We start from the raw sequence: 21,440 nt of genomic DNA on the forward strand, positions 1-21,440 counted from the left end.
TTATAAAAAACGCATCTGTTAAAAATTTAAATTTGGATCACTTGATAAATTACGGTCAGCAACTACTTATAAATCTGAAAGATAGACTGTAATTATTTTTAAGTTTTAACTAATTTAAGAAACACCATGAAAAATTTTCAAGACGAAAAACAACGCGATTTATCCATCAACACCTCCGATGGAACAAACAAATTTTTAACAACAGATCAGGGCGTTCGAATTAATGACGATAACAATTCACTTAAAGCCGGTGATCGCGGTCCCTCATTATTAGAAGATTTTATTTTAAGGGAAAAAATTACGCATTTTGATCACGAAAGAATTCCAGAAAGAATTGTTCACGCACGTGGTTCTGGCGCACATGGTTTCTTTGAAGTTACGAACCCAATTCCTGAATTAACCAAAGCTGGTTTCTTACAGGAAAAAGGATTAATTACACCTGTATTTACCAGGTTTTCTACCGTTGCCGGATCAAGAGGTTCTACAGACCTTGCAAGAGATGCCAGAGGATTTGCCGTAAAATTTTATACGCAGGAAGGAATTTATGATTTAGTAGCGAATAACATTCCCGTATTTTTTATTCAGGATGCTTCAAAATTTCCGGATCTTATTCATGCTGTAAAACCAGAACCGCATAACGAAATGCCTCAGGCAGCATCGGCTCACGATACTTTTTGGGATTTTATTTCGTTGATGCCAGAATCTATGCACATGATAATGTGGGTAATGTCTGATCGTGCAATTCCGAGAAGTTATAGAATGATGGAAGGTTTTGGCGTTCATACTTTCAGACTGGTAAATGCTCAAGAAGAATCAGTATTTGTAAAATTTCACTTTAAACCCAAATTAGGAACACATGCCGTTGCTTGGGATGAAGCACAGAAAATTTCAGGAAAAAATCCTGATTTTCACAGACAAGATTTATGGGAAGCTATTGAATCAGGAAATTTTCCAGAATGGGAATTAGGCGTTCAAATAATTCCAGCTGAAGACGAACATAAATATGATTTTGATCTTTTGGACCCAACGAAAATTGTTCCCGAAGAATTAGTTCCTGTAACCATTGTGGGAAGAATGGTTTTGAACAAAAACCCTGAAAATTTCTTTGCAGAGACAGAACAAATTGCTTTTCATCCAGGTCATGTGGTTCCAGGAATTGATTTTTCTAATGATCCGCTTTTACAAGGAAGATTATTCTCTTATACCGATACACAATTATCAAGATTAGGTAGTCCGAATTTTCATGAAATTCCAATTAACAGAAGCGTTGCTCCCGTTCACAACAATCAGCGCGACGGACATATGCGTCAGGAAATTAATAAAGGTCGCGTAAGTTATTCTCCAAACTCACTTGGCGGCGGATGTCCTTATCAAGCAAAAATTGCTGAAGGCGGATTTTCAAGTTTTAACGAACGTGTTGATTCTCATAAAGTAAGAGCCAGAAGCGAAAGTTTTAATGATCATTTCGGCCAGGCAAAACTATTTTTTAACAGCCAGACACCCGAAGAAAAAAGTCATATCGTAAAAGCATTACGATTTGAACTCGGGAAAGTAGAAACCACCGCTATTAGAGTTAGAATGATCGGCTTATTATCTCAGGTGGATACAGAACTTGCCCAAAAAGTAGCACAAGGTCTTGGTGCAACTGTACCATCCACTTTAGAAACTCCTATTAATAAAGGCGTATCACCAGAAACGGAAGAAGCAGGAACACAGGAACCACAAACCGTTCCGTCTTCGGTACAATCTTCTCAAGCTCTAAGTATGGTGAATAATCCAACCAATTCGCCAACTATCGAATCTAGAAAAGTGGCGATTCTAGTTTCTGACGGTGTTTCTGAAGCTTCGGTGATGAACATCAAAAATGCATTGAAAAAAGCGGGCGCCAAAGGCTGTGTTATTGCACCACATTTAGGTACTGTTGCTACAGATACTGAAGGAGCGATTTCGGCTGAATTTAGTTTCCTTACCGCTTCATCTGTATTGTTTGATGCTGTTTATATTCCTCATGGTTTAGGATTGAATGCTTTGGCAGAAAATGATGATGCTCTTGAATACTTAAACGATGCTTATAAGCATTGTAAAGTGATAGGTGCCGACGGCGAGGCTTCAGAAATAATAAGCGCCGCCCCATTTGCTGGAAAAATTACAAATGACGATGAAGGCGTTATTGTAACCCGCGAAATTGCCAGAGAATCATTTGCTCAGGAATTTATTACTGCAATGACTAAACACCGTTTTTGGCAGCGCGAACCAAACTTATACAATTAATTTCAAAAAAATAAAAAATGAAAAATTCAGAAAAACAAGGTCAGACTAACGCTGCACAACCAAAAGAGAGTCAGTCTAAAGATATAAAAAACAATTCAAAAAATATTGTAGCACCGGCACCAGATGCTGCTACAGATTTGAAAGGTTTATTTATTGACAGTTTAAAAGATATTTACTGGGCAGAAAATGCTTTGGTGAGTGCTTTACCAAAAATGGCTGATAATGCTTCAGCTGCGGGGCTTTCGGGAGCTATTTTAGAACATCTTTCTATAACTAAAAACCAAGTAGCAAGACTGGAACAGGTTTTTGATTTATTAGGAGAAAAAGCAGAAGGCAAAAAATGCGAAGCTATGGCAGGATTATTAAAAGAAGGAGACAGTATTCTTTTAGAAACAACTCCTGGAGCTGTTAGAGATGCCGGAATTATAGCCGCTTCTCAAAAAATCGAACATTATGAAATTGCTACTTACGGAACTTTGGTGGCTTTTGCAAAAGCAATTGGCGAAAATGATGCTGCAAAATTATTAACACAGACTCTTGCGGAGGAGAAAGAAGCTGATTGTCTGCTAAATGACGTTGCACTCAATTTAGTAAACATTGTTGCAGCAGAATAAAAAATATACTATTTCTCGTTTATTATTTTTTACTTGAAAACACCTGTATAAATACAGGTGTTTTTTTTATTTAAAAAAGTAATCAGCTGTTAATTATACAATTAGAAGTACCATTATATGTAAAATTATGAATTGTAGTCCATGTACATTTGGCTTATTAACAAATTAAAAAATATATCATGGCAACTTCAAACACTAAAAAAAGCACTGATAGTGCTAAGACATCAGATAAACAAACTGATAAAAAAGAAACTCCTTCAAAAGGCGGTTCAAAATCTGCTTCGGATTCGAAAAAGGAATCAGGTTCAACTAAAAAATAACTTTTAAAAATTGTATTATGAATTTAGAAGAAACAGAAAATTACAATCTGGAAGATCAGAATTTTCAAAATAACGAACGATATCAAGATCCAGATATTGATACACCACCAGATCATACTATATCAGATAATGCTGAACCAGATTATGGCAACGATTTGGAGAGTCAGGAATTTGGAAAAGAAAATTTCGATAATGAAAACCTGGGAAATGAACAAACAGACTCGGACGAGTTTAGCAAAGAAGATTCAGAAACTGATGAGCTAGACGACGAATTTGATAATGAAGACCTTGGAGAGGAAGAATTAGATAATGAAGATCTAGGAAATTTAGATGATGAAGAAGGTATAATACCTGATCGTAATCTTTAAATAAAGTAAAATAAAACCCGTCTGTAAATAGACGGGTTTGTATTATAAGTTTTATTTCTGCTTCATTTCTTTTCCTACTATTGATTTCTGTGTTTTCTTTTCAGTCCAAAATTCTATTACGGAACTTAGAACGGAGAATCCTATTAATATCATAAGAATAAAATTTTCAATTTACATAACTTCAAGCCAAATGTTTTATAATTACCATGTTTGATTTTAAGATGTAATAGAAAATAGGTTTTTAAAAAGAAAGTTACATTATTTCAATAGATAAAATGCTTGCGCTTATGGGAATTATATAAATCCAAACTAAAATTATATAAACGAATGCTTAATGCTGTTTTAACTTTGTGCTCTTTACAATTCTCATAAACTAAACAAAACCAACATGTTAAAACCTTACTTATCAATTAAAATCTAAAACCAATTATTCTTCGGAATTAAAATCTGAAGAATTAATTCTAAAAATTAGTATAATGGAAAATTCAAAAAAAGATTATGGCAAAAGCTATTGCCGTATTTCGAATACGATAATTTACTCAGATGATAATAATGACTTAGTATGTGTTAAAATGTACAAAGGAGACTGGGGTGATTGGGATGAAAAACCTGAAATGACAGAATCGAATTCAAAGGATTGTGAAGAGCGTATACTTAAAAATTCGAGTCATATGTAATTGAAAATTAAATTTTTTGAACATAAACATATAGTTTTCTCTCATAATGCAAATAAACCGTTTTTGAATAAAAATTAAAAATAACGATCTAGCAAATTAACTCTAAATATCTCATTTTTTTTTAATCTAACAGTAAAATTTGTATTGTATAAGTTACACAACAAATGGCGTCAATTGAATTCAATTGGCGTTATTTGTTTGATTAAATTTTGAGTTCGATACTTAACATTATTAGACACCAATAATAGAATAGATACAAAAGTTCTACATTCTTAAATTGTTTTCAACTCCTGTTCAAAAGCTATTAATGCAATCTCACTAAAAAAATGGTTTATCAACTCATCATCAGTTAAATCTTTCTCATTTTTTGAGTTATTTTTAATTAATTTCATCCCAAATATTTCTTTTATATATTCTGGTAGCATATTCAGAATATTTTCATGCACTATTACTTTCTCAGTAAAAAACAATCTAGCAATTCTTTGTTTCATTAATACATCTGACAGTTCATAAACCTCTGCTAAACGACAGAATATATTATCCTCTGCATTCTTTAAATAAATCCCTGCCCCTGCTTTTAAAGCCAGCTCGCGTAATTCCGAAGCATATTTTTTCAAATAAGCTTTACAGTTTTCCTTGATCAGAAAATAATCATCATAATCAATTTTTCCTTCTGAAAAAAGCTTATGTGCATTTAAGCTTCTGTCAATTGATTTGTCCATTGCTTTTCCAATCTCATGCTTTTTAATTTGATAGTCCTGCTGTCTTCCCTTATCAATCTTTTTCATTAAATCATTGGCTCTTTTAGAGAAAGAGACATCAATCTTGATATCTTTAAGAAACAGCTGGAAACCTGCATTAATATAGTCAGCTCTGATTCTATATTTACATTTTCCGGTACAATGATAGTAATAGTATTTCCTGCTCCTTCCCTGTGAAGAACTTCCTGTTAGTGTTTTTCCGCAATCAGGGCACAGCAGAATTCCCCTTAATAAATAGTTTTCATTAAGAACTCTTTTCTTTTTAACAAGTCTTGAGTTTCTCATATTTCCCAAATTTTTTTGTACTTGTTCAAAAAGTGCCACAGATACAATTCCTGTATGCAGTCCGTCAATAATCCTGCTCTTTTCATTTCCGGTTTCAGGGATTTTGATCTGACCGCAATAAATAGGATTTCGCACTAAAATGTAAAAGGCACTTCTGCTGCATTTTAAGCCTTTAGCCAAAGCTTCTTTATATATTTCTGACAGTGTAACTCTTTTTGCCTTAATTATTTCTTCAAATACTTCCCTAATTATAAAAGCTTCAGGAGCATATGCAGCAATATACTTTTTACCATCTGCTGTTATTTTATTCCTATATCCTAAAGGAGCCTTATTAATCCAGCGGCCTTCCAGCCTAGCTTTCTGAAGACCTAAACTTACGTTCCGGCTTTTTTTATCATTTTCAACTTCAGATGTTGCCAGATATACGGCAAGTATTATCTTGCTTTCAGGTATGGAAAAATCAATCGGCTGATCTATGGCTTGGAGCGATACTCCTAATTTTTGAAGTTTCTCAAGCATTATGTAGGCATCTGTGATATTACGGCTAAATCTGTCCCAGTATGTAAAAAGAATAGTTGCAGGAGAATTTTTAAGATATTTGATCTTAGTCATTAATTTATTCCAAGCCGGACGGTTAAATGTTTTAGCCGAAAAATCCTCAAGAATCGTTTCAGTAATAACGAGACTGTTATATTTACAGTAATGCACAAGCCGTTCTAACTGGCTGCGCTGGGAATATCCTTTTACAGCCTGCTCATCGGTACTAACTCGTATGTACAGATAAACTACAGGCATAAGCAGGTAGATTTTACGGGGAAATCATTATTATTTAAAACGTAAAATTTAGGAAATTATTAGATACGCAACATGCTAAATGTAAACTACATATACTTACAAGTTTATCAGTAAATTGTATTTTAAACAATAAAAATCTACCAGCCAGCATTAAAATAATCTTATATTTTAATCTGTGATTCTTGAAAAACTGCTAAATATACTACGTAGCATTGAGAAATAAACCAATTTTTAACTCCAATAGAACAACAAATCAATTAATTCATAGAGCCAAAGAAAGACAATTCCGTCTTAACTTAAAACATTCTTTTCAAATCCTCGATGATAGTTGTAGAATTGTATATTAGTTTATTGCTATAAGCCACTTTAGTTTTTATAATTTTTGCATCAATCCCCAACAGGACATCTAAACCAAATTTACAAAGCCAATGGAAGACAGACCATTACATATAGAAAGCCAATCTCTTCAAATCATCTAAAAATGATGTTGTAATTTGTCCTGTCGAGGTCCCCCAACAGGACAAAATAAACCACTCCCTTAAATCACATAAACAATTGATTATATTTACATTAACTATAAAATATAAAAAAGTAAAAAATGGAATTTAATCAAAATCATACTGGAAAAATCACACCTGAAAAAGCACTAAAAATGTTAACTGACGAAGGAATGGATGTTACTCTAGCACAAGCAACCGAAATATTGTCATTTCTTAGGTTAATAGCTGGAATTAGCGTTAAAAAAATCTTAGAAAATCCGAAAACTAATAAAATTACAAAAGAAGAAGCTTTAATGGAAATCTCGAAATTAAAAACAAGAAAATAAAGCCAAAGAGTCCAACTAAAAATATAACCTATTGTAAAACCTGCAATTTTTTGAATAATAATTTCTAAAAAATCTAAAAATCATTTAATATATAAAAAAAACGCCTTACCTCTATTTGGGTAAAGCGTTAAAAAAATTGCTAAAGAAAAAACTTTATTCTAAAGAAATTCTGCCTGCTGCGTCCCTTTTCTTCTGATCGATTACCTTTGCATATATCTGCGTTGTCTTAACACTCTTATGACCAAGCATTTTAGATATGGTAAAAATATCAGTTCCAGCCGTCAGCTGTAATGTAGCATAAGTATGCCTGAAACAGTGAAAGGTAATATGCTTATTGATACCTGACAATGCCACCCAAACAGGAAGCGTACGGTCAACATCCCACTTATTTAAATCTTTAAATACCTTCTCGTTTTCTCCCCGTCTCTTGCCAAGCAGTTCGAAAGCTTCATCGGAGATCGGTATGGATGCCGTACCTTCTGTTTTCTTCTGCCTGAAAATGATATAGTGGCCATCCCCGTTAATATAGTGCAGTTCTGACCAGGTCAGCTTGGCAATATCGGAATACCTTACGCCCGTAAGTACCGAAAACATCGAAATCCTTCGGACAATCAGCTTCGGGCACGGTGTTGCAAACAGCCTACGGGTTTCTTCCATAGTCATAAAATTCCGCTGTGATTCCATTTCCTTTATCGATCCTATCTTTGCATTAATATCTGTTTTCAGCTTATCATCTTTATAGGCTGCTTTTAAAGTAGTTTTAATCTTATTATAATAAGACAACGCAGTATTGCGTGAGAGCTGCTTCTTATTCTTTCTTAAACTTTTGGCTTTTAAAAGATAATCCCTGTAATCTTCAATTAAAGAAACCGTCACCTCTTTAAATGTTAAATCCCTGCCCTTTAAAAAGGCCTCAAAATGGATAATAGCACAAGACCAAATTGATAAATTGTTGCCTATCTTTTTCTCTCCCAAATTTTTATAGTATTGGAGAAAAGATTCTCTTCCCACTGCAAGAACCTTCAACTGCTCTTTTTCAAATGAAGAATAAATTTCAGTCTTATTGATTTCATTCTGCCTTCTTGCACGTATTAGTTCTGCAGTATGCAGATTTTCGGTATTGGCCATTTTTTGGAACTGATCGACTGGTTTTTGATATACGTAGATTTTTAAAAACTCGCGTCTGGTATAATCGTTAGTTACCAAATTCCATACAGGAGGATAAAAATCTAAATAAAGAGACATCCTACCTTGAGAAATAGTTTTTTTTCTAAGTGTTACGATACTTTTACTCATGGCGCTCAATGTTAAATAATTCATCTAAATCTCTCTTGGCAGCATACACAAACTTGCCTTCATTGTATTTCAAGATTCCTTTTCTCTTCAGTATGCCATACAAAGCCGAAGGGGAAACCTTAAATTTTATCTGCGCTTCGTACATGCTATAGCAGTTTTCAATTCCAGGAAATATCCTTTCGGATCCTTCGGATGTGCAGGTTTGATGCATATTTTCTACAAACTGACCGATATCTGACCGCTCGATAAAAGTTCTTGAACCAAACTTACCTGCTTTAAGTTCTTTTCTAGATATGGCTCTGTAAAGGGTTCTTCTGCTTATTCCTATAAAAATACTGGCTTCATCAATGCTGAGAAAGTCAAGTTCTCCAATCCTTTGAATCTCAGCATTATTAATCGATTCCCTTTGCAGTCTTGCTGCCTCTTTTTTATTTTCCCTGCTCCTTTTTTTGTAGCTCCTACTCCCGCAGGCGAGGGAGCAGAATTTTGTTTTGATTGTTTTTGCCGTAAATTCACTATTACAGAACTGGCAGATTTTGGTAATCCTAATGTTTGAACTCATAATTTTAAAATTTAGGTTTCCTACATTACCTAAAAGCTCTTTCAACTGCCGCAATCATCTCCAAAATATTTTTTTTCTCTAATATATACAATAGAAATATCTGTGGACACATAACAAACGATGTGGTTGCTTTAAATGTTTTTGCTAACTTCTTTAACAGAAATCCGTATTTCGCCAATCCCACATAATTGCAGGTCTGTGTCATAATTCATCCCTTTTTGTCACAAAGTTTGTACCTCGAAACCCGAGGTACAAATGAGGTACAAATTTTAGCAAAACAAAACCTAAATATTCCAAAAAACATTTTAATAAAAAAAGAGCCAAGATGTTAATTACCAACATTTTAGCTCTTTTTCTTGTTTTTACTTTGTGTTTCTTTGCGCCCTCTATTTGCCGATGCAGAAATTAGCAAAAATATTCCCCAGCAATTCGTCGTTTGAGACCTGACCAGTAATAAGTCCAAATTGATATAAAGCTTCGCGAATATCTAACGCCATAAGATCACTTGAAAGACCTGATTCTAAACCGAATTTTACTTTCTGAATTTCATCTAAAGCTTTTAATAAAGAATCATAATGTCTTGTATTAGTTACAATTGTTTCATTGTTTCTAAGTGCTCCAGTATTGACAAAAGATAACAATTCATTCTTTAAATCCTCCACTCCTACTTTTTCTTTTGCAGAAATCAATAATAGTTTTGCATTTAAATTTTCCAGTTTACTTGTGATATTCTGTACTTCATCAGGAGATAAAATATCTTTTTTATTGACTACAATCAAAAGAGGTTTTAATGGATATTTATTCTTGATTTGTTCAATTTCTGAAACAAAATCAGAACTTGATGTCTGGAATTTCAATCCGTCGAATAAATAAATCACAACCTGCGCTTGGTCTATTTTTTCGAAAGTTTTTTTGATTCCTATGCTTTCTACAACATCTTTTGTATCTCGTATTCCGGCAGTATCAATAAATCTAAAACCGATGCCGCCAATGACCAACTCATCTTCGATGGTGTCACGAGTTGTTCCTGCAATATCCGAAACAATGGCTCTTTCTTCATTTAATAAGGCATTCAGCAAAGTCGACTTTCCAACATTAGGTTCTCCAACAATGGCAACTGGAATTCCGTTTTTAATCACATTTCCAACGGCGAACGAATCAATCAAGCGTTTTAAAACGAATTCAATTCTATTCAATAATTCATGAAACTGAGTTCGATCAGCAAATTCTACATCTTCTTCTGCAAAATCCAATTCTAATTCGATTAAAGAAGCAAAATTCAAGAGTTCTTCACGAAGTTTAGCAATTTCATTACTAAATCCGCCTCGCATTTGCTGCATTGCAATTTGGTGGGAAGCTTCATTATCAGACGAAATCAAATCGGCAACAGCTTCTGCCTGCGATAGATCTAACTTTCCATTTAAGAAAGCACGAAGTGTAAATTCTCCTGCATCAGCCATTCTACAGCCTTTTCTCAATAACAACTGAATAATCTGCTGCTGAATGTAAGTTGATCCGTGACAAGAGATCTCAATAGTATCTTCTCCTGTATAGGAGTTTGGCCCTTTAAATACCGAAACCAAAACCTCATCAAGCGTTTTCTTTCCGTCAATAATATGTCCCAGATGAAGTGTATGTGTTTTCTGTTTCGTTAAATCTTTGTTTTTAATAGATTTAAAAACCGAATTTCCAATGGAAATGGCCTCGGCTCCAGAAATTCGAATTATGGCAATAGCTCCAGCTCCAGAAGGCGTAGCTAAAGCAACTATAGAATCTTGATTTATCATGCTGCAAAAATACAAAAAAATGCCCTAATTTCTTAAGAACAAACTTTCCTTCAAATTAGTTTCAAAAACCTTTAAATTAAAGAATATTAACAAATTATTAAGTGTTAAAATACTGATAATTATCAGGTTGTTTTATTGCGAGAATGAGTAAATTTGAGAGACAAACCTTAATCCTCAATAAAATGAAAAAGATATTATTCCCTACCGATTTCTCTGATGCTGCTACAAATGCATTTGTTCATGCTTTAGAATTTGCTAAAGTTGTAAAAGCCGAATTGATCTTGCTTCATACATTTGAGATTCCTGTTTACGACAGCCAGTTCTTTCCAGAGAATTATGCTTCTATATACAGTTCAATTGAATTAGCAAAATTTGAAATGTTCAAAGATGAAATTCCAAAATTGCGTGCTATTGCCACTGAGCGAAAATTAGACGATATTGTAATTAAACACCGTTTGATGGATGGTGATCTGATCTATAATCTTAAAAATGCAGTCGAAGAAGATCAAGTCGATTTTGTAATCATGGGAACCACTGGTGTTTCTGACTGGACAAAATTCTTCACAGGCTCTAATACCAGTTCTGTAATTTCTGGTGTTGAAGTTCCGGTTCTATGCGTACCAGTTGACGCTAAATACAAAAAAGTAAAAACAATTGGCTTTACTACCCGTTACCGCGAAAAAGACAAAAAAGAACTGAAAAAAATCTTGAAAATCGCTAAAAAAACAGATGCTAAAGTCAAAAGTTTATATGTAAAAACATCTAATTCTGATGTTTCTGATACCACCATTAAAGAATGGGAAAAAGAATTTGCCAACGAAAATGTCGAGTTTTTAGTTTTGCCAAGTGATGATGTAAAAGAGACCATTACCGATTTTATTCTTTACAAAGACATTGACATCCTAACTACAATTACTCATAAAAGATCATTCTTTGAGAGTCTTTTCGATTCAAGTTTCAGTAAAAAAATATCTAAGGAAGTTTCCATTCCTGTATTGATTATGCATGAAGATTAAACAAGAATAGCTGCCGATTTTCTCTCTTAAAAGTTATATTTGTATTTCAGTAAAATAATACAATGAAAGCATATCAGGACAAAATCGAAATTTATTCAGAACTATATCATAAAACCAACAAAAAATATAACAGCATAAGCCTTTTGAGGCTGTTAAGTATTTTTCTTTTATTGTTTTTTATGTTCCATTACATTAAAACAGACGAAATACTTTATGTTATTCTAGCTGTTTTATCTTTTGCTGGTTTTATTTTTTTAATGAAAATACATTCGCGATTATCATTTCAGAAACTGTTTGCCGATACGCTTCTAAAAATTAATCAAAACGAAATTACTTTCTTAAAAAGAGAAAAAACGCCTTTTGAAAATGGAGTGGAATTTATCGATTTTCATCATCCTTACGCTTATGATTTAGATATTTTTGGAGAACATTCTTTATTTCAAAATCTAAATAGAACATCGACATTTATTGGAAAAAAAACACTTGCCAATCTCTTGTTGCATACACTTTCTGAAACTGAAATTTTAGAAAATCAAGAAGCTGTAAAGGAATTAAAAGATAAACTGGACTGGCGACAAGAATTTCAAGCTTTAGGTATCATCAGTCAAGATTCTAAAACATCTTATGAAGCTATAAACTATTGGGCTTCTTTTAAAAACAATTCTTTACCTAAAGTATTAAATGCACTTTCATTTATTCTGCCAGCCTTGTTTTTTGGAACTTTGGCTGCTTATTTTATTACTTCAAAAGCTATTATTCTTTCGTATTTAACCTATATTTTTATCGCCAATCTAATTGTTTTAGGAAGAGCAGTAAAAAGAATCCAATCGGAAATTGCAAAAGCAGATAATGTCGATAAAATTATAAAACAATACAGTTTACTGATTGAAAAAATTGAAAATGAATCTTTCCAATCTAAAAAGTTAATTGATCTACAAAAAAAACTTGTTTTTAAGAATACCAAAGCAAGCCAGCATTTGAAACAGCTTTCAGAGTTATTTTCCAGAATGGATACCATCAATAATTTTGTAACCGCAACTTTATTCAACGGAACGTTTTTATTTAACCTACATGTTTTAAAAGCGCTTTTAAAATGGAAAGAAAATTATTCTTCTGAAATTAAACATTGGATTTCTATTATTGGCGAAGTTGAAGCTTTAAACAGTCTTGCCAATTTAGCTTACAATAATACTGATTTTGTTTTCCCGGAAATCAATTCTGAATATAAAATTGAATTCAAAAACCTAAGTCATCCATTATTAAATCCTGCGACGAGAATTGGAAATGATACTAATTTTCATCCGCTTTCTTTCGTAATTCTGACGGGTTCTAATATGTCGGGGAAAAGTACCTTTTTAAGAAGTTTAGGAATCAATATGGTGCTTGGTGGAATTGGCTCAGTTGTTTGTGCTTCAGAAGCTAAAATACATCCACTTCCAGTATTAGTTTCAATGCGATTATCTGATTCTCTTTCTGATAGTGAGTCTTACTTTTTTGCTGAAATTAAACGTTTAAAACAGATCATGGATGCACTTGAAAATCAGCCTGCTTTTGTTTTATTAGATGAGATTTTGAGAGGAACAAATTCTGACGATAAAAGAAACGGAACGATTGAAGTTGTCAAAAAGATAATTTCTAAAAAAGCCATCGGAGCAATCGCCACACATGATATTGAAGTATGCTTGACAACAAACGAATATCCTGATATTTTAACCAATCAATGTTTTGAAGTTGAAATTCAAAACAACGATTTACACTTTGATTACAAACTAAGAAATGGTATTTGTAAAAATAAAAGTGCTACATTTTTGATGCAGAAAATGGGCGTTATTTAAGGGGAAAAAGTTATGAGTTATAGTTATGCTCAAAAGATTTTATTTCACGCAGATTACGCAGATTTTAGCAGATTAATTTCGATTAAAAATCTGCGGAATCTGCTTAAATCATTTTAAATCTGCGTGAAACCCAACTTTAAGCCATGCTAGATTAAAATAAATCTATTGACAACTTTTAATTCAAGCCTTCCTTCATTTTCTGTATTCCCTTTGCTATAAACTCAGTCTTATTGTTTTTGGCTTTAGCAATAATACTTTCTCTTTCTTTAGGAATATCGTAATATTTCTCTGCCCACAAACTGATTTCTACCAAAATAGGAAACAGCTCAATTCCTTTTTCTGTTAATTGATACAGCACCTTTGCTTTGCTTTCTGGATGTTCCAGTTTAACGATTATATTGTTTTCTTCTAAGACCAAAAGTCTGCTGGCCAGAATATTGGTTGCTATTTTCTCTTCCGATTTTAAAAAATCTCCGTAGGTACATTGCTGTTTAAACATCAAATCTCTGATAATCAACAGCGACCATTTATCTCCCCATATCTCTAAAGACGTGCTTATTGGGCATTCTGATCTTTTTTTTGAACTCGCCATAAAAATAATTTTAAAAACTACTTGCATTTTGCAAGTAATTAATATCTTTGTACTTGCAAAATGCAAGCAAATTTATTTAATATTATCAAACGAACCAAATTATACAATTCTAAAATCAGAAAAAATGAACTTAAAAGGAAAAACAATCTTAATCACTGGCGGTGCTTCAGGAATAGGTTTAGAATCTGCTAAGCAATTTTTAGCTCTTGGCGCTAATGTCATCATTACGGGAAGAAATAAAGAAAAATTAGATCAAGCTAAAAAACTTTACCCTCAATTAACAGCCATTCAAAATGATGTTTCAAATCCAGACGATGCATTAAAACTTTACCATATAGCAGAATCTCTAGGCGGAATCGACATTCTTTACAATAATGCTGGAGTTTCGAATCCGACAAATAATTTGGCTAAAGCCAATGATAAAATAACAGAAATGGCCGCTTATGAAATGGATATTAATTACATCTCGGTTGTAAGACTAAACAATTTGTTTTTAAAAATGCTTCAAAACCGACCAGAAGCAGCAATTATTAATACCACTTCCATCTTAAGTTATGTCCCTTCCAATCTTGCTCCAACTTATTCAGCAACAAAAGCGGCACTTCGTTTTTATACCGCTTCATTACGAAATCATTTGGAAGTAGCGAAAAGCAATATAAAGGTTTTTGAACTTTTGCCCCCATTAGTAGCGACGGAAATGGCCAAAGGAATAGATGCTAAAACTATTACACCCGAAACTCTTGTAAAAGCTCTACTAGATGGAATACAAAAAAACAAGTTTACTATTCGTGTAGGCGATACCAAAGTGGTCTATTTCTTAAGCCGCTTTTTTCCAAAAACTGCTTATAAACTAATTAATCCAGTAAAAAACAGCATCAAATTATCAGCTTAAATTAATATTTAAATGGACAATAAAAGACTAGATTTTCTGCAGAGTTATATCGGTAAACATTTTACGGGAAGCCCTTCTCCTTTTGCACATTGGTTAAACGGAAAAGTGATTGCCGTTGAAAAAGAAAATGTCGAATTTGAATTTGAAGTCAGAAAAGAAATGACGAATCCAGTTGGTATGCTTCACGGTGGCGTTACAGCGGGAATGATTGATGATTGCATTGGTGTAAATTTCATGGTTTTAGGCCTCGAAAAGTTTTATCCGACAATCAACTTATACATTGATTATTTTAATCCTGCATTCGAATTACAAACCGTAATTGTAAAAACTACTTTGGCGAAATTGGGAAAAACGATTATCAATATTAAAGCAGAAGTAATCAATAAAAATACTGCTAAAATTATGGCTCAAGCAAGTGCAAACTTAGCGTTAAGCGAGGTTAAGATTCCTGTTTAATTAAAAAGAAAAAGCTTTGTCAAAGTTTAAAACTTTGACAAAGCCCTATTTTGGAATTTGAATTTTAAGATTTGGAATTTCAAAAACTTTATTCTTCGTACATTTCCATCCACAAGCGGGTTTCTTCTAAATCCAGTTCTTTTTCGATTTTTCTAAAAATTTCTTCGTTTACAGAACCTTTTTTATGCATGGTTTCCAGTTTATTTCGCTCCACATTCAAAAGATCAATTTGTACTCTGGTAAACTCATTAAAAATCTGTCCGCCTAATACTTTTCCATTTCCAAAAAAGTTAGCAGGAAGTTCCGTTTTTTGCAGTCGGTTAAATTTTACTTCATACTTACTTTTAATGTTGTGCAATAATTCATCATCCAATAAAGAAAAATTATCTTCGATATGAGTTATCGTTTCAGAAACAATTTTATTTCGAATATCATATTCTTCTGCTAAAATAGAATAACGTTCAATTTTTAGTTTTTTAATCAGCCAAGGAAGCGTAAGTCCTTGAATAACTAAAGTAGACAATATCACACAAAAAACAAGGTAAATAATCAGATTACGAAGGGGGAATTCTTCTGTTTTATTCAACATTAGCGGAAGCGCCAAAGCAGCTGCCATAGAAACCACACCACGCATTCCCGACCAACCAAAAACAATCATGTTTCGGTAATCAAATTCTTCTTTGGCTCGTATTCGTTTGCTGAGCATTCTTGGCAAAATCGTAGCGGGAACAACCCACAAAAAACGCACAACAATGACGACAACGCTAATAACAGCTCCCCAAATAAATAATGAAGTTCCAGAATAACTGCTGATTCCTTCCATAATCTGTCTTAACTGCAATCCAATTAAAATAAAGATCAAACCGTTTAGAATATTATTTAAAACATCCCATATCGTATTGGTCATAATCCGGCTTTCGTGAGAAAAAATAGTCCCTGATCTCGCTGCTAGAAAAAGTCCAGTAGTTACGACTGCCAAAACTCCTGATCCATGAAAATGTTCCGCAAGCAAATAAGATGAAAATGGCGTTAGCAGTGTAAGTGTTACCTCAATAATGTCATCGCAAACAAATCTTTTATGAATATAGTACATTACAAATCCAATCGCTAATCCAATTCCAATACCCAAAATTGACATTAGAACAAAGTTTAATCCTGCTTGCCATAAGATAAAATTTCCAGCTGTAATAGCGGTTAAAGCATATTTATAAGCTACAAGCCCGCTGGCATCGTTAACCAGACTTTCTCCTTCCAAAATGGCAATTAATCTTGGATTTAATCCTAATCCTTTTGTAATCGCAGTTGCTGAAACTGCATCTGGAGGCGAAACAATAGCACCAAGTAAAAAGGCTAACGGCCAAGAAATATCATCTATAAGCCAATGCGCCACAACAGCAACTAATCCAGTAGTAAAAAACACCAAACCAACAGCTGCTAAAGTTATCGGACGGATAGATTGTTTAAAATCAGACCAGCTGGTATGCCAAGCAGCGTGATACAAAAGTGGCGGCAGAAAAATAATAAAAACAATTTCAGGGCTTAGCGCAACAACCGGAAGTCCTGGCACGACACTAATAATTACACCGCAAAGCACTAAAACAATAGGTATTGGAAAATTATATCTTTTACTAACTAGACTTAAAAATGCTACACCAAAAAGCAGCATTATAATAACGGTAATATTCTCCATTTAAAGGGTGGTGTTTATCGATTTTGGAATTGAAATTTCGAGCACTAAATTAAGATTTTTGCGAAGTAAATTAAAATATCATTAAAAAAAAGAAAAACTCAATTTATTGACTTACATCAAACTTTTACATGCTGTACAACTGTACATTTGAAATCCTTTTTTTTAATAAGTTTCAAAATACATTATGATGATAAGTACAGAAATAAGTCCGTTAATTCAATTTGGGATCACGAGCCAAAAACGTGTTGAAAATACTTTAGAACAACTTAAAAGCGGAAAAGGAATTCTGCTGATTGATGACGAAAATCGGGAAAACGAAGGCGATTTGATTTTTTCTGCCGAACATATGAACGTTTCCGTTATGGCTCTTATGATACGCGAATGCAGTGGTATTGTCTGTTTGTGTTTAACCAATGAAAAAGCCGATCAACTGGAACTTCCCTATATGGTAAAAGACAATACCAGCAGTTTTCAAACTCCTTTTACTATTACAATTGAAGCTAAAAATGGCGTAACCACAGGAGTTTCTGCTGCCGACCGAATCACTACAATCAAAACTGCAATTGCTTCGAATGCTAAAGCCGACGATTTAGCAAGACCTGGACATATTTTTCCTTTAAGAGCAAAAAATAATGGCGTTTTAGAACGAAACGGTCATACCGAAGGAAGTGTCGATTTAATGAAACTCGCTAATCTAAAACCCGAAGCCGTTCTTTGTGAATTAATGAATGAAGATGGAACAATGGCAAAATTAAACGAAATTGTTAGTTTTGCTCAACGACACGATTTACTAGTTTTATCAATTGAAGATATTATCTATTACCGTAAATTCGTGCGAGATTATAACTAAAATGATATACGAACAGCTAAGTAATTACATCAAAAAAAACATTCAAGTTTCTGATGAAGATTTAAATACGATTCTTTCCTATTTTAAACCTCTGAAGAAAACAAAAAATGAGTTATTGCTTGCACAGGGACAAATCAGTCAGCAGACTTTTTTTGTTGGAAAAGGCTGTGTTCGTATCTTTTTTATTAATGAAGAAGGAAAAGATGTTACCCGATATATTGCTTTCGAAAATCAGTTTGCGACTGCTTTGGTCAGTTTTATAACTAAAAATCCTTCGCAGGAAAATATTCAAGTAATTGAGAAATCTGAATTACTTACTATTACACATGAAGATTTTAATTATTTGATGAAAATTATTCCGCAATGGCGTGAATTTTACAGCAATTATTTAGAAAAAGCGTATGTAAATAATGCCAACAGATTAATGTCATTTACAACGATGGATGCTTTGGAAAGATACCATCAGCTTTTGAAAATTAATCCTGCTATTGTAAAAAGGCTTCCTAATAAAATTGTAGCTTCTTATATAAATATTTCGCAGGAAACTTTGAGTCGATTGAAATCTAGGGTTTGATAGTTCTTCCATATCAAATCCTAAATTTCAAATTGATAATAAATAATAAACCCTGTAAATCTAATTCATTTACAGGGTTTCTCTTTTGTAGTTTAGCTCACTATACAGGTTTACTTTTTTAGATAATTTTATTTATCCGAAAAGAAAAATGAGCAAATGTCTTATTTCTACATTTTTAAAACTTATAGTACCCGCTGTTAGACAAATGGAAATCTAAGTTTGTATTACTGCTTAATACCATAAAAATTTTAAGCTAAAAAAATTTAGATGATCTTATTTGAACAAAAATGAAAATTCAAAAACACTTAATAGAAGAAATTTCTATCGAAAAAAAACTTAGAAAAAATCCTTTGCTAATACCCTTAACCACTTTTTTGTTTGCTTTCATTTTGCTTTCTTTAATTGGGTATTGTATGTACTTATATGAAGCCGGATTTTATTGGACATTTTTACCAGCTGGTCTTCTCGTACATTCTTTTCTAATACTTACGGTTCATGAGGGATCTCATAAAGCAATAACCAAAACTAAATTTGACCGTTTTATTTTAAATTTATGTTCAGCTTTAGTCTTTTTGCCTTTTTATGGAGAACACTATAGAAAATACCACTTAATTCATCACGGATATACCAACACAGATTTAGATCCACTTGCTTCTCCGATGTCCCAAAAAATATATCAAAAATATAGATATTTATATATTCTGCTGGAATCAATTCCTGCTTTATATACTTTCTATTTAATTTTTGACTTTAATAAAAGAGAAGATTCTAAAAAATTCAACAACATATTAAAAATCAACAGACTCTATTTTACAATTTCAATATGTGTTAGTGTTGTTTGGTTTTTTATTATAAAACCTCCTATCTATTTTGTGCTGCTTACCCTTTTTGTCTTAAATATTATCTCGGCAATAAGAAGCTGGTGTGAACACATGGGCACTTCTTTAGAGCATAAAACAAATACGTACTGGTTTCCTTTAGGATTTGGCATTGGAAATCACGACGTGCATCACGAACATCCTAATCTTTCGTGGCTTACCTTAACAATTGGCTTATTTAAACGAGAGAAAAATTCTAATCCGATAAAAACTATAAGAGGGATTTTATTTGATAAGTCCTTTACTTTTTATAAAGTAAAATAGAAAAATAAGATGACAAACACTACGCAAACACTTTTGGTTAAAAATCTGCTCAAATCTGTTTAAATCTCCGTAAAACTTTAAACCAATAAAAAAGCCGAATCTTAAGATTCGGCTTTTGTTTTTTATGATTCACAACTGCTGCAAGAAACGAGACTAGTTACTAATTCTTTAGAAACACTTTGGCTTCTTTGGTAATACAAACTTTTAACACCTTGTTGCCAAGCTTCTATCATTAAACGGTTTACATCTTTAATCGCTAATTCTGCTGGAATATTAAGATTTAAACTTTGTCCTTGATCGACAAATTTCTGGCGAATTCCTGCCTGCTGCACAATTTCTAACTGACTGATTTCTTTAAATGTCTTAAAAACATCTTTTTCTTCTTGTGTTAGTTCTGACATGTGCTGCACGCTGCCTCCATTCAACATAATTCCTCTCCAAACCTCTTCGTTATCTAAGCCTTTTTCTTCCAGTAATTTTTTAAGGTATTTATTTTTACGCATAAAATTACCTTTACTCAATCCAGCTTTGTAATAATTACTGCTGAAAGGCTCAATTCCTGGTGAAGTTTGTCCTAAAATTGCAGAAGATGAAGTTGTTGGTGCAATTGCCATTGTGGTTGTATTACGTCTTCCGTACCCTTTTAACAATTCTGGTTCACCGTAAATTCTAGCCAATTCCTGACTTGCTTTATCCGCTTTATCACTAATATGTTTGAAAATCTCAGTCGTTTTCATTTTAGCTTCCATTCCTTCAAACGGAATCATATTTTTCTGTAAGTAAGAATGCCATCCTAAAACACCTAAACCTAATGCGCGGTGTCTTTTTGCAAATTTATTAGCGGCAGAAAGATAATAGTTCCCTTCTGTTTTTTCGATGAATTCCTGCAGCACTGCATCTAAGAAAAAGATAGCCAATTTTACGGCTTCAGTATCTTTCCATTCTTCATATAACTCTAAATTCATAGAAGAAAGGCAACAGATAAATGATTCGTCATGAGTTGACGGAAGCATAATCTCGCTGCATAAGTTACTAGCGTTGATTCTTAAATTCTGGTCTTTATAAACTTGCGGTTTGTTTTTATTTACATTGTCACTAAAAAAGATATAAGGCAATCCTTTTTGCTGACGGCTCTCTAAAACTTTTGCCCAAACTTGTCTTTTTTCTGCATCACCATCAATCATTTCCTGCATCCAATAATCTGGCACGCAAATTCCTGTAAACAAGTTCTGAATTGGGTTTCCAATACTTTTAATTTTCAAAAACTCTTCAATATCTGGATGATCGACATCTAAATAAGCTGCGAATGCACCACGACGAACTCCTCCTTGTGAAATCGTATCCATAGCCGTATCAAAAAGTTTCATAAAACTTACTGCACCGCTACTCTTTCCGTTGTCTGTTACAGCACTTCCGCGTTCGCGTAATTCACCAAAATAACCAGAAGTTCCACCACCAATTTTAGTCTGCATGATTACTTCACCCAATTTATGCGTGATTCCCTCAATTTTATCTGGAACGTGCACGTTAAAGCAAGAAATTGGCAGACCTCTTTCTGTTCCCATATTTGCCCAAACTGGAGAACTTATACTCATCCACCCTCTTTCGATCATTTCAACAAAAGATTCTTTTAATTCTGGTTTGTATAATCTTTTGGCTGCTGCGGTACAGATTCTGTCAATTGCACCTTCAACTGTTTCACCTTTTAAAAGATAACCACGATTTAAAATTTGTTCGCTTTCTGAATTTTTCCACCACATTTTACTACCGTTCTGTGGCTCAAAATTATTTACTGGGTTTGTGTCTATTGTATTCATAAGTATTATGGGCT

At 33.2% G+C, this 21,440-nt stretch carries 20 protein-coding genes; 13 read left to right on the top strand and 7 right to left on the bottom strand.

All coding sequences use genetic code 11. The features are described 5' to 3' along the window. The first annotated feature begins 126 nt into the window (after window positions 1-126). The 5 genes from P2W65_RS20040 (at window position 127) to P2W65_RS20060 (ending at window position 4,250) form a co-directional block, all read left to right on the top strand. Window positions 127-2,271 (top strand): catalase, encoded by a 2,145-nt coding sequence (locus P2W65_RS20040; protein ID WP_289660443.1) that lies wholly within the window; start codon window positions 127-129, stop codon window positions 2,269-2,271. A 17-nt stretch (window positions 2,272-2,288) separates the two neighbouring features. Then, window positions 2,289-2,885, top strand: coding sequence for a YciE/YciF ferroxidase family protein (locus P2W65_RS20045; RefSeq protein WP_289660444.1), 597 nt, complete (start codon window positions 2,289-2,291; stop codon window positions 2,883-2,885). A gap of 179 nt (window positions 2,886-3,064) precedes the next feature. Next, complete coding sequence (locus P2W65_RS20050) at window positions 3,065-3,205, top strand: hypothetical protein (protein WP_289660445.1); 141 nt, start codon at window positions 3,065-3,067, stop codon at window positions 3,203-3,205. Between the two features lie 17 nt (window positions 3,206-3,222). After that, window positions 3,223-3,573 carry a hypothetical protein gene (locus P2W65_RS20055; protein WP_289660446.1) on the top strand — a complete coding sequence of 117 codons (351 nt, stop codon included), beginning with the start codon at window positions 3,223-3,225 and terminating at the stop codon, window positions 3,571-3,573. A 476-nt stretch (window positions 3,574-4,049) separates the two neighbouring features. After that, window positions 4,050-4,250 (top strand): hypothetical protein, encoded by a 201-nt coding sequence (locus P2W65_RS20060; RefSeq protein ID WP_289660447.1) that lies wholly within the window; start codon window positions 4,050-4,052, stop codon window positions 4,248-4,250. Between the two features lie 272 nt (window positions 4,251-4,522). On the opposite strand, the gene P2W65_RS20065 is transcribed toward P2W65_RS20060, so the two are convergent. Then, window positions 4,523-6,091: a recombinase family protein gene (locus P2W65_RS20065; protein WP_289660448.1), complete on the bottom strand. Its 1,569-nt coding sequence runs from the start codon at window positions 6,089-6,091 to the stop codon at window positions 4,523-4,525. Window positions 6,092-6,689: 598 nt separating this feature from the next. Here P2W65_RS20065 and P2W65_RS20070 point away from each other — a divergent pair. Next, on the top strand, window positions 6,690-6,917 hold the full coding sequence (locus P2W65_RS20070; RefSeq protein ID WP_289660449.1) for a hypothetical protein: 228 nt from the start codon (window positions 6,690-6,692) through the stop codon (window positions 6,915-6,917). A 153-nt stretch (window positions 6,918-7,070) separates the two neighbouring features. Here P2W65_RS20070 and P2W65_RS20075 read toward each other — a convergent pair whose 3' ends face one another. The 3 genes from P2W65_RS20075 to mnmE form a co-directional block, all read right to left on the bottom strand. After that, the gene (locus tag P2W65_RS20075) at window positions 7,071-8,213 is read right to left on the bottom strand and encodes a site-specific integrase (RefSeq protein ID WP_289660450.1); all 1,143 of its coding nucleotides are present in this window, start codon (window positions 8,211-8,213) and stop codon (window positions 7,071-7,073) included. Further along, window positions 8,206-8,775: a helix-turn-helix domain-containing protein gene (locus P2W65_RS20080; protein WP_289660451.1), complete on the bottom strand. Its 570-nt coding sequence runs from the start codon at window positions 8,773-8,775 to the stop codon at window positions 8,206-8,208. Before P2W65_RS20080 ends, P2W65_RS20075 begins: the two co-directional genes overlap by 8 nt. A gap of 386 nt (window positions 8,776-9,161) precedes the next feature. Beyond that, on the bottom strand, window positions 9,162-10,562 hold the full coding sequence (gene mnmE / locus P2W65_RS20085) for a tRNA uridine-5-carboxymethylaminomethyl(34) synthesis GTPase MnmE (RefSeq protein ID WP_289660452.1): 1,401 nt from the start codon (window positions 10,560-10,562) through the stop codon (window positions 9,162-9,164). Window positions 10,563-10,744: 182 nt separating this feature from the next. Between mnmE and P2W65_RS20090 the strand changes: the two genes are divergently transcribed. Next, on the top strand, window positions 10,745-11,578 hold the full coding sequence (locus P2W65_RS20090) for a universal stress protein (RefSeq protein ID WP_289660453.1): 834 nt from the start codon (window positions 10,745-10,747) through the stop codon (window positions 11,576-11,578). A gap of 62 nt (window positions 11,579-11,640) precedes the next feature. Next, window positions 11,641-13,413, top strand: coding sequence for a MutS-related protein (locus P2W65_RS20095; RefSeq protein ID WP_289660455.1), 1,773 nt, complete (start codon window positions 11,641-11,643; stop codon window positions 13,411-13,413). 175 nt (window positions 13,414-13,588) lie between these two features. Here P2W65_RS20095 and P2W65_RS20100 read toward each other — a convergent pair whose 3' ends face one another. Next, window positions 13,589-14,005: a winged helix-turn-helix transcriptional regulator gene (locus P2W65_RS20100; protein WP_289660457.1), complete on the bottom strand. Its 417-nt coding sequence runs from the start codon at window positions 14,003-14,005 to the stop codon at window positions 13,589-13,591. 124 nt (window positions 14,006-14,129) lie between these two features. On the opposite strand from P2W65_RS20100, the gene P2W65_RS20105 reads away from it, so the two are divergent. Both P2W65_RS20105 and P2W65_RS20110 read left to right on the top strand, forming a co-directional pair. Beyond that, window positions 14,130-14,897, top strand: coding sequence for an SDR family oxidoreductase (locus P2W65_RS20105; RefSeq protein WP_289660459.1), 768 nt, complete (start codon window positions 14,130-14,132; stop codon window positions 14,895-14,897). A gap of 12 nt (window positions 14,898-14,909) precedes the next feature. Continuing rightward, complete coding sequence (locus tag P2W65_RS20110) at window positions 14,910-15,353, top strand: PaaI family thioesterase (protein ID WP_289660460.1); 444 nt, start codon at window positions 14,910-14,912, stop codon at window positions 15,351-15,353. 88 nt (window positions 15,354-15,441) lie between these two features. Here P2W65_RS20110 and P2W65_RS20115 read toward each other — a convergent pair whose 3' ends face one another. Then, complete coding sequence (locus P2W65_RS20115; RefSeq protein ID WP_289660462.1) at window positions 15,442-17,043, bottom strand: Na+/H+ antiporter; 1,602 nt, start codon at window positions 17,041-17,043, stop codon at window positions 15,442-15,444. Window positions 17,044-17,230: 187 nt separating this feature from the next. Between P2W65_RS20115 and ribB the strand changes: the two genes are divergently transcribed. From ribB to P2W65_RS20130, 3 genes are all read left to right on the top strand, one after another. Then, a complete protein-coding gene (gene ribB / locus P2W65_RS20120; protein WP_289666209.1) occupies window positions 17,231-17,893 on the top strand; it encodes a 3,4-dihydroxy-2-butanone-4-phosphate synthase in 663 nt (220 codons plus the stop codon). 1 nt (window position 17,894) lies between these two features. Further along, the gene (locus P2W65_RS20125; RefSeq protein ID WP_289660465.1) at window positions 17,895-18,467 is read left to right on the top strand and encodes a Crp/Fnr family transcriptional regulator; all 573 of its coding nucleotides are present in this window, start codon (window positions 17,895-17,897) and stop codon (window positions 18,465-18,467) included. Window positions 18,468-18,754: 287 nt separating this feature from the next. After that, a complete protein-coding gene (locus P2W65_RS20130) occupies window positions 18,755-19,609 on the top strand; it encodes a fatty acid desaturase family protein (protein ID WP_289660467.1) in 855 nt (284 codons plus the stop codon). A gap of 122 nt (window positions 19,610-19,731) precedes the next feature. On the opposite strand, the gene P2W65_RS20135 is transcribed toward P2W65_RS20130, so the two are convergent. Continuing rightward, entirely contained in the window at window positions 19,732-21,426 is a 1,695-nt protein-coding gene (locus P2W65_RS20135) for a ribonucleoside-diphosphate reductase subunit alpha (RefSeq protein WP_289660470.1), read from the bottom strand. Window positions 21,427-21,440: the final 14 nt, after the last annotated feature.

This window comes from Flavobacterium panacagri (assembly GCF_030378165.1).
GTDB classification, from domain to species: domain Bacteria; phylum Bacteroidota; class Bacteroidia; order Flavobacteriales; family Flavobacteriaceae; genus Flavobacterium; species Flavobacterium panacagri.